At 31.4% G+C, this 13,967-nt stretch carries 10 protein-coding genes; 7 read left to right on the top strand and 3 right to left on the bottom strand.

Features of this window, described 5'->3' with window-relative positions; genetic code table 11:
- Positions 1-5: 5 nt before the first annotated feature.
- Complete coding sequence (locus tag ACH5TW_RS01870) at positions 6-2,054, bottom strand: HD family phosphohydrolase (protein WP_439334779.1); 2,049 nt, start codon at positions 2,052-2,054, stop codon at positions 6-8.
- Positions 2,055-2,215: 161 nt separating this feature from the next.
- Here ACH5TW_RS01870 and ACH5TW_RS01865 point away from each other — a divergent pair, with 161 nt between their 5' ends.
- Positions 2,216-3,394, top strand: coding sequence for an acetyl-CoA C-acyltransferase (locus tag ACH5TW_RS01865; protein ID WP_439334778.1), 1,179 nt, complete (start codon positions 2,216-2,218; stop codon positions 3,392-3,394).
- Between the two features lie 12 nt (positions 3,395-3,406).
- A complete protein-coding gene (locus tag ACH5TW_RS01860; RefSeq protein WP_439334777.1) occupies positions 3,407-4,156 on the top strand; it encodes a C40 family peptidase in 750 nt (249 codons plus the stop codon).
- A 49-nt stretch (positions 4,157-4,205) separates the two neighbouring features.
- Here the strand turns inward: ACH5TW_RS01860 and ACH5TW_RS01855 are convergent, their stop codons facing one another.
- Both ACH5TW_RS01855 and gyrA read right to left on the bottom strand, forming a co-directional pair.
- Positions 4,206-5,453, bottom strand: coding sequence for a tetratricopeptide repeat protein (locus ACH5TW_RS01855; RefSeq protein ID WP_439334776.1), 1,248 nt, complete (start codon positions 5,451-5,453; stop codon positions 4,206-4,208).
- 16 nt (positions 5,454-5,469) lie between these two features.
- Complete coding sequence (gyrA, locus tag ACH5TW_RS01850; protein WP_439334775.1) at positions 5,470-8,004, bottom strand: DNA gyrase subunit A; 2,535 nt, start codon at positions 8,002-8,004, stop codon at positions 5,470-5,472.
- 262 nt (positions 8,005-8,266) lie between these two features.
- Between gyrA and ACH5TW_RS01845 the strand changes: the two genes are divergently transcribed.
- From ACH5TW_RS01845 to ACH5TW_RS01825, 5 genes are all read left to right on the top strand, one after another.
- Positions 8,267-10,816: an ATP-dependent Clp protease ATP-binding subunit gene (locus ACH5TW_RS01845; RefSeq protein ID WP_439334774.1), complete on the top strand. Its 2,550-nt coding sequence runs from the start codon at positions 8,267-8,269 to the stop codon at positions 10,814-10,816.
- A 119-nt stretch (positions 10,817-10,935) separates the two neighbouring features.
- On the top strand, positions 10,936-11,499 hold the full coding sequence (locus ACH5TW_RS01840) for an RNA polymerase sigma factor (protein ID WP_439334773.1): 564 nt from the start codon (positions 10,936-10,938) through the stop codon (positions 11,497-11,499).
- Between the two features lie 10 nt (positions 11,500-11,509).
- The gene (locus ACH5TW_RS01835; protein ID WP_439334772.1) at positions 11,510-12,073 is read left to right on the top strand and encodes a hypothetical protein; all 564 of its coding nucleotides are present in this window, start codon (positions 11,510-11,512) and stop codon (positions 12,071-12,073) included.
- Entirely contained in the window at positions 12,051-13,139 is a 1,089-nt protein-coding gene (locus ACH5TW_RS01830) for a hypothetical protein (RefSeq protein ID WP_439334771.1), read from the top strand. The genes ACH5TW_RS01835 and ACH5TW_RS01830 overlap by 23 nt, the downstream gene beginning before the upstream one ends.
- 25 nt (positions 13,140-13,164) lie before the next feature.
- Entirely contained in the window at positions 13,165-13,902 is a 738-nt protein-coding gene (locus tag ACH5TW_RS01825) for a head GIN domain-containing protein (RefSeq protein WP_439334770.1), read from the top strand.
- The last annotated feature ends 65 nt before the right edge of the window (positions 13,903-13,967 follow it).

Below are 13,967 nucleotides of genomic sequence, written 5' to 3'. Positions count from 1 at the left end.
TTTCACTATTCCGGATATTCTATCCGTAAGTGATAGATATTAGCCAACTTATGTTTTAAAACTTTTTTTATAGACTGAATTTCTTTAAAAGTTATGTTAGCATTTAAAAACTGACCTTCTTCTATTTGCTTATCAATAATACTTTCTACAAAGGCATCAATTTTAGTAGATGTTGGTTCTTTTAAACTTTTTGAAGCTGCTTCAATACTATCACACATCATTAAAATAGCAGTTTCTTTGCTAAATGGTTTTGGACCTGGATAGCAAAAATCTAGTTTATCAACATCTTCAAAATCCTTTTTCTCTTGCATATAAAAATAATAAACCACACTTGTACCATGATGGGTTCGAATAAAGTCTACAACTCGGTCTGGTAAATTATTCTTTTTTGCTATTTCTATACCATCAATAACATGATCAGTAATAATTCTAGCGCTTTCTTTTGAAGATAACTCATCGTGTGGATTTATTCCTGTTGATTGATTTTCTGTAAAATACGTTGGGCTTTTCATTTTACCAATATCATGATATAATGCTCCCACCCTAACTAACATAGCATTTGCTCCTATTTCATTAGCTGAGGCCTCTGCAAGATTAGCAACATTTAATGAATGATGAAATGTTCCTGGTGCTTTGTTTGAAAGTTCTTTTAATAACTTTGAATTAGTATCTGATAATTCTAACAAAGATACATCAGACACTAAGCCAAAAAGTTTTTCATAAATATAAATTAGTGGTTGTACAAACAAAGTTGCCAAACCACATAAAACAAACCAGATAAAAGTCTCCCACTTAATAGTATCAATGGTGCCTTCATGAATAACAAAAAATGCAAAATAAGCAACTATATATATTAAGGTTATTTGACCAACTGAAATAAACAAATTAGCACGCTTATAAAGCTCAGAAACTGTTAATATAGTTACAATACCTGCTATAATTTGAAGAAACATATATTCGTAACTATTAGGAACTATAAACCCTAATAAAAGCACTGTAATTACATGTGCAAACAATCCTAATCTAGCATCAAAAAAAGCTTTAAAAACTAAAGGTAAAATACAAATAGGAACGACATAAATATATTTTGCATTATAACTAATTACTAAAGTTGTAATTAATATCATTAAAAATATATTAAAGAATATAAAAATAACTTTTGTATTATTTTCAAATACTGAAATTCTATATTTTCGTAAAAAAAGCAACAACATTAATAGAGCTAATGCAACCAATAATGTATATGCAAATAGCACCCATATATAATTAGATTTACTCCAAACTTGTGATTCATATTCGGACTTAAGCGAATTTAATTTTTGAAACTTATCTCCTTCTACAACTTCTCCCTTAGAAATTATTAAAGTTCCTTTTTCTATACTTCCTCTTGCAAAAGAAATCTTATCTAGCTCTTCTTTTAAAACACGTTCTGTAAATGATTTATCATATATTAAATTAGGCTCTATTAAATCAAAAAACAAAGAAACGAAATCAGTACTTAATTTTTCTTCATTATTAGCTGCTAATACTTTATCAATTGTTTCTTTAACAGCATCCTGTTTTATTAAATTTAAAAATATAGCTTTTTGTTTTTCAACTCTACCTTTTAAAAGAACAACAGAACTTTCATCAGAGAAATCATAATTTTCATTTAAAATACCATAAGCATATAATTCATCAATGATATTTTCTCCTAAACTATATATTGTGGGTAATTCTTTTTTAAATAGTGAATCATGAAACACCTTATTAAAGTCACTTTTATATATCTGTCTAACCTTTTCAACAATAGACTCATCTACATTAAAATATAAAACCGAATTATCTGTAATCGCATTTTTCTCAAAAGTTATTTCCTCTTCCGTTTTTTTTATTGCAAAATCAAAAGGAGCATATAAGTTTTCAGACTGCCAAGGCTTTCCTTTTTCAAAATTATACTTGAACTTTCCACTTTTTGGAAATAAATACACTATTAAAATAGTGGTGCTCACAAACAAAAGTCCTTTATAAATTAAGGAATGGTTTCTATATAGGCTATTTATAAAGTCTTTCATCTATCTGTTTTATTTCATCAGTAGTAACACAATCACTTATAATACTAATTTCAAATGTAATAAAATTATAAGCTATAACCATTTTTTATAATACGTGAATCTTTCAAATTTCTACCAAAAAATCATTATTTTCGCCTACAACTAAGCTAATTAATTTAATTATGAATAAAGAAGTTGTTATCGTAGCCGCAGCAAGAACACCTATAGGTAGTTTTATGGGTGGTTTATCTACTATTTCGGCACCAAAACTTGGAGCAGCAGCCATAAAAGGTGCATTAAACAAAATAAATTTAAACCCTGAATTAGTTGAAGAAGTAATTATGGGTAATGTAGTTCAAGCAGGAACAGGACAAGCTCCTGCAAGACAAGCAGCTATTTTTTCAGGTATACCTAATACTGTTCCTTGTACAACCATCAATAAAGTTTGTGCATCTGGTATGAAAGCTGTTATGCAAGCGGCTCAAGCAATTGCTTTGGGGGATGCTAATATTATTGTTGCTGGAGGCATGGAAAATATGAGTTTAATTCCTCATTACTTGTATGCTAGAACAGGTACAAAATTTGGCTCAACATCGCTTATAGATGGTATGCAAAAAGATGGATTAGTTGATGCTTACGACGAAAACGCTATGGGTATTTGTGCTGATGCTTGCGCTAAAAAATATAAATTTTCTAGACAAGAGCAAGATGCTTTCGCTATACAATCATACACGAGATCTGCTGCTGCATGGGAAGCTGGTAAATTTGATAATGAAATAATACCTGTTGAAGTTCCTCAAAGACGCGGAGAACCTATCATAGTTTCAAAAGACGAAGAATTTAGTAATGTAAGAATAGATAAAATACCACAACTTCGCCCTGCTTTTACTAAAGACGGCACAGTAACTGCTGCTAACGCTTCAACAATTAATGATGGTGCTGGCGTTATGATTTTAATGAGTAAAGAAAAAGCAGATGAGCTGGGGTTAAAAATTTTAGCTACTATAAAAAGTTATGCAGATGCTGCTCATGAACCAGAATGGTTTACAACAGCTCCTGCAAAAGCTTTACCTAAAGCTTTAAATAAAGCAGGATTAAACATAAAAGATGTTGATTTTTTCGAATTAAACGAAGCATTTTCAATAGTTGGTTTAGCTAACATGAAAATTCTTGGACTTAACGACACTAATGTAAATGTAAATGGAGGAGCTGTATCATTAGGGCATCCTTTGGGCTGTTCTGGTGTTAGAATTTTAATCACTTTATTAAATGTTTTAGAACAAAATAACAGTAAAATTGGTGCAGCAGCTATTTGTAATGGTGGCGGTGGTGCATCTGCAATTGTTATTGAACGTAATTAAGCTTATTAATTAATGCAGTACGGAATTTGTAATTTAAGCATTGTTCCTCTTAGAGAAGAAGCCTCAGATACTAGTGAACTTGTATCTCAAGTGCTTTATGGAGATATTTTCAAAATTTTAGAACAACGTAAAAGTTGGAGCAAAATAAGACTTGCTTTTGATTCTTATGAAGGCTGGATTGATAATAAGCAATACATAGAAATTACGGAAGATCAATATAAATTACTAAACAAAGAAACCCCAAAAATATGTATTGATTTAGTTGAATTTATTCAAGACAATAATCAGCAATTACATACTATAGTATTAGGCTCTTCACTAAATGGATTATCTGTTTTAAATCATTCCCACGATGGTAATATAGTTGAAGGTAAGACTCCAAAAGAAAACTTAATACAAACTGCTTTTTTATATTTAAACACTCCTTATTTATGGGGAGGAAAAACCCCTTTTGGCATTGATTGCTCAGGCTTTACACAAATGGTTTATAAACTTAATGGCTACAAACTATTACGTGATGCTTCACAACAAGCCTCTCAAGGAGAAGCTTTAAGTTTTATTGAAGAAAGCGAACCTGGTGATTTAGCTTTTTTTGATAATAATGAAGGTGTTATAACTCATGTTGGTATTATAATGAAAGATAACTACATTATACACGCTCATGGTAAAGTGAGAGTTGATAGATTAGATCATTCAGGTATTTACAATGTAGATAAAAAAATACACACACATAAATTACGTGTAATTAAAAAAGTGATATAAAAAAAGCCGCAAATTGCGGCTTTTTTTATATCACTAAATAAGAGAGAAATTAGTTTGCTTCTAAAGCATCTACTGTTTCTTTAATACTCTTATATTTATCTGTTTCTCCTAAAATACTATAGATATTCATTAATGTTTTAGCTGCATTAATATTCTTAGCATCAATTTCTAAAGCTTTTGATAAATAAGGAATAGCTTCTCTATAAAGGTTTTGACGCTCTTCTCTTAATTCATCATATCGTTTATCATCTGCTTTAGAAGTTCCTAACCCATTCATCTCTTCAATAAGAGGCTGCTCTCTAGATAATACTAAAGCTGAAAGGTTTATATATGCATTAATATAGCTTGGATCTATTTCAATAGTCTTTTGATAATAGCCTCTAGCTTCTTCATTTTCTCCAGCTTCAGCCGATACAACACCTAAGTTATACTGAAGTTCAGCATTTTCAGGATCCATTTGTGTAGCAGTTTTTATAAGAGCTTTAAACTGATCCATATTACCCATTTTGTAATGAACATTAGCTTCACTAAGAATTAGATTAATATCGTCAGGACTCTCTGCTCTCGCTGCTTTCATTGCTACAATAGCTTTTTCATCCTCACCTTGGCTAACATAAATAAGTGCTATGTTTTTAACAATTTCAGCTTTTCTTGATTCTGTTTCACGTTCTCCTGGATTAATATGACTTTTAGCTTTAACATAAAGATCTCTTGTACCTTCTTCTAAAACTTCTTCCTCTCCAGTTTCCTTGTTGGTAGCAAAAAATTCTTTTTTGATACCTGTATAACCTAAATCCTTAAGTTCTTCATATAAACCTATAGCTCTGTCATATTCCTGAACATTAACAGCTGTAGCTGCTGCATAATAAAGAAATAGCGTGTCTTTTTCACTTAATCTATATGATTTTTCGAAATACTTAGATGCATCTGAAAACTCCTTTTTCTCATATGATGCGTTTCCTTTAGTTAACATTCCATTTACCATCTCTTGCTTTAAAGCAGCAATTTCAGTGCCATATGCCCCTTCTGCTTTTTCTAAACTTTCTAAAGCATTATCAACATCATCCATTGATCCAGCTCCGCCTGCATAAAGAGCTTGCCCTAATAAATAGTAATATTTTGTTTTACTCTTTTCGTCCATTGCAGACATTAAACCTTCAGCTTGTTTTAAAGCTGCTTTAGCTTCTGCAAAGTTGTTACCTTTAATAGCCTTTTCTACCGCTTTCAATTCTTTTTTTTGGGCAAATGAAAATGCACCAATAGAAAGTGCTAAAGCTATAATAATTTGTTTTTTCATTTTAATAATATTTAATTTAATTTTCAGTGTTAATATCTTCTTCTTGATTATTATCAAGAGTTGTGCCACCTTCTACAGCATCAGTATTATCAACAGGTTCAACGCCTTCTTCATCATGCATTACTTTTGCAACTGCTGCAATAGAATCACTTCCTTTAAGGTTAATTAATTTAACACCTTGCGTTGCTCTTCCCATAACTCTCAAATCTTGAACAGCCATACGGATAGCAATACCAGATTTATTAATAATCATTAAGTCATCTTCGTCTGTAACGTTTTTAATAGACACTAGATTACCTGTTTTTTCTGTAATTGAGATAGTTTTAACCCCTTTACCACCACGGTTGGTAATTCTATAATCTTCTAAACTAGATCGTTTACCATAACCATTTTCAGATACTACAAGAACATTACTATCCATATCATCAACAGCAATCATCCCAATAACTTCATCCGTTTTTTCATCTTGCAAACGAATACCTCTTACTCCAGAAGCACTACGTCCCATAGGTCGTGTTTTAGCTTCTTCAAAACGAATGGCTTTACCAGATTTTAATGCTAACATTACTTGACTTTCTCCTGTCGTTAATTTAGCTTCTAATAAAACATCATCATCTTTAATAGTGATAGCATTAATACCGTTTGTTCTTGGACGAGAATATTGCTCAAGCGATGTTTTCTTAACCTGACCTTTTTTAGTAGCCATAATTACATAATGACTATTAATATACGCTTCATCTTTTAAATCTTGCGTACAAATGAAAGCCATCACTTTATCGTCTTGCTCTATATTTATAAGGTTTTGAATAGCTCTACCTTTAGATGTTTTGCTACCTTCTGGAATTTCGTAAACACGCATCCAGAAACATTTTCCTTTTTGAGTGAAGAATAACATATATTGATGGTTGGTACCAACAAATAAATGTTCTAAGAAATCTTCATTACGAGTTGTTGATGCTTTTTGACCAACACCTCCTCTATTTTGTGTTTTATATTCAGTAAGTGAAGTACGTTTAATATATCCTGCATGCGAAATAGTAATCACTACTTTTTCATCAGGAATCATATCTTCAATACTTAAATCACCACCTGCATATTCAATAACTGAACGACGCTCGTCACCATATTTATCTCTTACAACTTCTAATTCGCCTTTAATAATATCCATACGACGCTCTTTCCTGTCTAGAATATCTTTTAAATCGATAATAGTTTTCATGATCTCGTCATACTCAGCACGCAATTTGTCTTGCTCTAGTCCTGTTAATTGACGAAGACGCATTTCAACAATGGCCTTAGCTTGAATTTCTGATAATTTAAAACGTTCTATCAAATTAGCACGTGCTTCATCTGCATTTGAAGACGCTCTAATTATTTTAATAACTTCATCTATATTATCTGAAGCAATGATTAATCCTTCTAAAATATGTGCGCGTTCTTCTGCTTTACGTAACTCATAAGTTGTTCTTCTTACAACAACCTCATGTCTATGCTCAACAAAATAATGTATTAATTCTTTTAAGTTCAACAACTGAGGTTTCCCATTAACTAATGCTATGTTATTTACACTAAATGAGGATTGTAACGCTGTATACTTGTATAATTTATTCAATACAATATTTGGAATAGCATCACGTTTTAAAACGTACACAATACGCATTCCGTTTCTATCAGATTCATCACGAATAGTAGAAATACCTTCTAACTTTTTATCGTTTACCAAGTCAGCAGTTTTCTTAATCATATCTGCTTTATTCACTTGGTAAGGAATCTCATCTACAATGATACACTCACGACCATTAACTTCTTCAATATTAGCTTTCGCTCGCATAACAATACGCCCTCTACCCGTATGAAAAGCTTCTTTTACACCATCGTAACCGTAAATTGTTCCTCCTGTTGGAAAATCTGGTGCTTTAACATGAGTAATTAACTCATCTATTTCAATATCGTTATTTTCTATATAAGCAATCGTTCCATTTACAACTTCTGTTAAGTTATGAGGAGGCATATTAGTTGCCATACCTACAGCAATACCTGATGCTCCATTAACTAAAAGCCCTGGGATACGTGTTGGTAAAACGGTTGGTTCTTGTAGCGTATCATCAAAATTTAATTTATGATCTACTGTCTCCTTGTCAATATCTGCCAACATGTCTTCAGATATTTTTTTCATACGCGCTTCTGTATAACGCATTGCTGCTGGACTATCACCGTCAATAGAACCAAAATTCCCTTGTCCATCAACCAGCATATAACGTAAACTCCATTCTTGAGCCATACGCACCATTGCATCGTATACAGATGTATCACCATGAGGATGATACTTACCTAAAACTTCACCAACTATTCTTGCGGACTTTTTATGTGCCGAATTTGCTCTAATACCTAGTTCATGCATACCATAAAGCACACGTCTATGAACAGGCTTTAAACCATCTCTTACATCTGGTAAAGCACGTGACACAATAACTGACATTGAATAATCAATGTAAGCCGATTTCATCTCATCTTCAATATTAATAGGGATCAATTTTTCTCCTTCTGCCATATATAATTTAATTAAGTTTTTATCAATATTTCAAAACATGCTAATATACTAATTCCATCAGTCAGAAAAGATGATATATATCTGTTTTTTGAGACTTTTTATTAACAATTTAGACCTACATTTTCGTTAATAAGTATGCCTAGTTAAATTTTGATTTTTTAAAGTTTTTTTCGTCAATTAGCAACTTTCACATTAATTTAAGGTATAGTTTTTGCCTTAAGTAAAATGTTTTAGTATTTTTAATGCAGAAAGGAACCCTATTATGGATGATAATTTTTCCCCAAGAGTAAAAGATGTAATTGCATTTAGCAAAGAAGAGGCTTTACGTTTAGGTCATGATTTTATTGGCACCGAGCACTTAATGCTAGGATTATTACGTGATGGAGATGGCAAAGCCATTAGCATATTAAATGCTTTAGATATTGATTTAAATCATTTAAGACGAAAAGTAGAAATACTAAGTCCTGCCAACCCTAATATAACAGTAGCATCTAATCAAAAAAAGAATCTACATCTTACCAGACAAGCAGAACGCGCTCTAAAAACCACATTTTTAGAAGCAAAATTATTTCAAAGCACCTCAATAAATACAGCGCATTTACTGCTTTGTATTTTAAGAAATGAAAACGACCCCACTACCAAGCTTTTAAATAAGCTTAAAGTTGACTATGATAATGTTAAAGAACAATTTAAATTTATGATTACAAACGACAATAATTATATAGAACCAAAATCTGAATCTTTTCAAGATGACGATACTACACCCGAAGGAGATGCTTCAAAAGACAACATTTTTAATACGCCAGCTGGAAAAACAAATAAAAAGTCTAAAACCCCTGTTTTAGATAATTTTGGACGCGATTTAACTGCTATGGCCGAAGAAGGCAAATTAGACCCTGTAGTTGGACGTGAAAAAGAAATACAACGTGTATCTCAAGTTTTAAGTAGAAGAAAGAAAAACAATCCGCTACTCATTGGTGAACCTGGAGTTGGTAAATCTGCTATTGCAGAAGGTTTAGCGCTCAGAATTGTAAAAAGAAAAGTATCTCGTATTCTATTTAACAAACGTGTTGTTACTTTAGACCTTGCTAGTTTAGTTGCTGGTACAAAATATCGTGGACAGTTTGAAGAACGCATGAAAGCTGTTATGAATGAGCTTGAAAAAAATGATGATGTTATTCTTTTTATTGATGAAATTCACACCATAGTTGGTGCAGGTGGTGCTACAGGAAGTTTAGATGCTTCAAATATGTTTAAACCAGCCTTAGCAAGAGGAGAAATACAATGTATTGGTGCTACAACTTTAGATGAATACAGGCAGTATATTGAAAAAGATGGTGCTTTAGAACGTCGTTTTCAAAAAGTAATAGTAGAACCTACTACGGTAGAAGAAACTATTGAAATTCTTAACAATATTAAAGGCAAATACGAAGAACACCATAATGTTGATTACACACCTGAAGCTATTGAAGCTTGTGTAAAATTAACCAATCGTTATATGACTGAACGATTCTTACCAGACAAAGCTATTGATGCTTTAGACGAAGCTGGATCGCGTGTTCATATAACTAATATTGATGTTCCTAAACAAATACTAGAATTAGAAAAACAACTAGAAACGGTTAAAGAAACTAAAAATTCGGTTGTTAAAAAGCAGAAATACGAAGAAGCGGCAAAGCTTAGAGATGATGAAAAACGCATTGAAAAAGAACTTGTAGCTGCTCAAGAAAAATGGGAAGAAGACACCAAACAACATCGTGAAGTCGTAACCGAAGACAATGTTGCCGATGTGGTTTCTATGATGACTGGTGTACCTGTAAACAGAATTGCTCAAACCGAAATTAATAAACTTGCAGAATTACCAAACCTTATAAAAGGGAAAGTAATTGGTCAAGACCAAGCTGTTGCAAAGGTTGTTAAAGCCATTCAGCGAAACCGTGCTGGACTTAAAGATCCTAATAAGCCAATTGGGTCATTTATCTTTTTAGGACAAACAGGGGTTGGTAAAACGCAGTTAGCCAAAGTATTATCTCGTGAGTTGTTTGATAGCGAAGAATCACTTGTACGTATAGACATGAGTGAATACATGGAAAAATTTGCTATTTCTAGATTAGTTGGAGCGCCTCCAGGATACGTTGGTTACGAAGAAGGTGGTCAACTTACAGAAAAAGTAAGACGCAAACCTTACGCTGTTATTCTTTTAGATGAAATTGAAAAAGCGCATCCAGATGTTTTCAACATGCTTTTACAAGTACTCGACGATGGTTATTTAACAGATAGTTTAGGTAGAAAAATTGATTTTAGAAACACCATTATTATTATGACTTCTAATATTGGAGCTCGTAAAATTAAAGATTTTGGTACAGGTATTGGTTTTGGAACAGCCTCTCAAAAAGCTCAAGAAGATGCTAACACTAGGAGTATTATTGAAAATGCTCTAAAAAAATCGTTTGCTCCTGAATTCTTAAATAGAATTGATGACGTTGTAGTATTTAATGCTTTAGAAAAAGAAGATATTAATAAGATTATTGATATTGAATTAGAAAAGCTACTTGCGCGTATTAAACTTTTAGGTTATAACTTAACAATTACTGAAAGTGCTAAAGATTATATTGCCGATAAAGGTTTCGATAAGCAGTATGGAGCACGCCCATTGAAGCGAGCTATCCAAAAATATGTTGAAGATGCTTTAGCTGAAGAAATTGTAGCTTCAAATTTAGAAGAAGGTGATAATATAAAAATTGATTTAGATAAAGAATCTGAAGAGTTAAAGATTTCTATTGAAAAAGCTGAAAAGCCTGCTGAGTCATAATTAATCTTCATTTTTAATCATATTAAAATCCTACAATCTTTTAGAGCGTAGGATTTTTTTTTGAAAAACTGTAACAAATAAAAAATATAACACTCTTTACTATAACAATTTGATCATATTTGACACCAACCAATTTAAATACTGAACAACTGATTGACTTATGTAAGTCTGGAAACCAATCTGCGCAATTGGAAATTTACAACAGATATTACAAAGCCATGTATAACACTTCTTTTAGAATTGTGAAAAACAATTTTGAAGCAGAAGATATTATGCAAGACTCATTTTTGTTAGCATTTACAAAATTAGATAATCTAAAAGATGCTAAGATTTTTGGTCCTTGGTTAAAGCGAATTGTTATAAACAACAGCATTTATCACTATAAAAAGAATAACAAAAAACAAGAAACTTCTTTAGATGATATGCTGTATAAAATTGAAGATGATTCTGATGGAATTGATAGTGATTATGAGTTTACAAACACAAAGGCGCAGCAAGTATTAAACACCATGAAAACACTTAAAGACAACTACAGAATTGCTTTAACATTAAACCTTATTGAAGGATATGATTACGAGGAAATTAGTGAGATTATGAATATTTCTAACGCTAATTGCAGAACAACAATCTCTAGAGCTAAAGATAGTTTAAGGCAGAAATTATTAGCAACTGTTGAGATTTAAAATTAAGACTATGAGTAAAGATAATTTAGACAATCTATTTAATAGGCTAGAGCATGATTTTGATTTGGAAACCCCTGAAACAAATCATACACAACGCTTTTTAGATAAGTTAAATAACAAAGCAGAGCCTAAGTTAACTATTAACAAAAGAAGTCGACAATTGTGGAAACCTTTTATGGGTATAGCTGCTTCTATAGCGCTTTTAGTATCGATTTTCATTGTTACTCAGCAACAACCGGAAACAAGAGATTTAGCTAGTGTATCTCCTAAAATGGCACAAACTGAAGATTTTTTCATCGTTTCAATTAACGATGAATTAAACAAACTTCAAGAAGTATCTTCTCCTGAAACTAAGAAAATAATAGAAGATGCCTTAGATAGAATTAAAAACTTAGAAAAAGATTACGAAAATTTAAAATACGACTTAAATGAAAGTGGCAATGATAACCAAGTGATATACGCTATGATTTCTAATTTCCAAAATAGAATAGACATCTTACAAAACACTTTAGAACAAATTAACATCATCAAACAATTAAAAAATCAGTCAAATGAGAACAGTACTACCATATAGAATTTTATTAGCATTCATCATGCTTCCCCTATTCGTTTTAGCTTCAGAAAAAACGGATGGTAAATACACGAAAAAGAAAGTTATTAATAAAACGTATTCCGTTTCGGCGAATGCTACATTAAAAGTAAATAACAGCTATGGAAACATTGATGTTATTACATGGAATGAAAACCGCATTGTTTTTGAAGTAACCATTACCACTTCTGGAAATGACGAAGAAAAAGTACAAAAAAAATTAGATAATATTGGAGTCGATTTTGAAGGATCATCAAACTTTGTATCTGCAAAAACAATATTCAGTAAATCAAAATCAAGTTCATGGTGGAACTGGGGTAACAACAACAATGTTAATATGAAAATTAACTATGTAATTAAAATTCCAATAACAAACCATGTAGATTTAAATAACGATTACGGTTCTATTAATTTAGATAAACTTGAAGGTGTTGCAAAAATAAACTGTGATTACGGAAAAATTACGACCAAAGAATTAATGGCAGATAACAATGATATCAATTTTGATTATACAAAAGGTTGTTATTTTGAATACATAAAAAGTGGAAAAATTAATGCCGATTATAGTGATTTTACAGTTTCTAAATCACAAAAAATAAATATTAATGCTGATTATACAAATTCTAAAATTGAAGTTGCAGAAGTTGTTAATTATAACTGTGATTATGGCAGTATAAAAATAGAAAAGGCAAATAATGTAACTGGCAATGGCGATTATCTGACTACCTATATAGGTGATGTTTATAAAAACGTTTCGCTTAAGTCTGATTATGGCTCTATAAAAATAAACAGATTGACTAAAAATGCTGAAAACATAACAATTAAAGGCGATTATGTTGGTATAAAAATCGGCTATGATGCAACTCATAATTTCACTTTCGATATTAATTTAGATTATGCGTCTTTAAGAGATAGTGATGGATTAGTTTTTACTAAGAAAGTTGTAGAATCTACTTCAAAACACTATATCGGATATCACGGAGATACTAATTCTAAAAACACTGTTAATATAGTATCTGATTACGGAAGTGTATCTCTTGTAAAAAAATAATTTATAATCATCAAAAATCAATCAAATGAAACATTCAATCAAAAAACGAACAGTATTATTTTTAACAACCATCCTTTTAGCAACAACATCTTACGCACAGTGGGGAAATTCTATTAAAGGAAATGGCAACATGAAGACCATTAAGAGAAGTACAAGCGAATATGACGGCATAAAATGCTCAGGTTCTTTTGATTTCGTTCTTGTTAGCGGAACAGAAGGAAATATAACCATTGAAGGTGAAGAAAATTTATTAGAATATATTGTTACTGAAATTAAAAACAATAACCTAATAGTAAAAGTAAAGAATGGCAAAAACATAAAGTCAAGCAAAAATAAAACTATAAAAATAACCATTCCTTTTAAAGATATAAATAAAGTCTCTTTAGCTGGGTCTGGCGATTTATGGAACAAAACCCCTATAAATTCAACCGACTTAAATGTTTCATTAGCTGGCTCTGGAGACATTGTTTTAAACATAGAAGCATCTTCAATTAAAGCCTCTATAGCTGGCTCGGGAGATATTAAACTTAAAGGAAATACAAATAATTTAAAAGCTAGCATTTCTGGTTCTGGAGATTTCCACGGACTAGAGTTACAATCAAGCAATACTGAAGTTTCTGTAACTGGCTCTGGAGATGCAAAAGTAGTAAGTACTGATAATTTAAAAGCTAGAGTTGCTGGTTCAGGAGATATTGTATATAAAGGAAACCCTGAAAGAGAAGATACAAAAGTTGCTGGTTCAGGAAGTATTTCTACTTATTAGAATTTATTTAAATTTATAATAAAAAGAGGCTGTGTTAAAATGTTTTAACACAGCCTCTTTTATAT

Source organism: Thalassobellus sediminis (genome assembly GCF_044386045.1).
In the GTDB taxonomy this organism is placed as follows: Bacteria; Bacteroidota; Bacteroidia; order Flavobacteriales; family Flavobacteriaceae; genus Thalassobellus; species Thalassobellus sediminis.
This window is presented reverse-complemented; position numbering and strand designations above follow the sequence as displayed.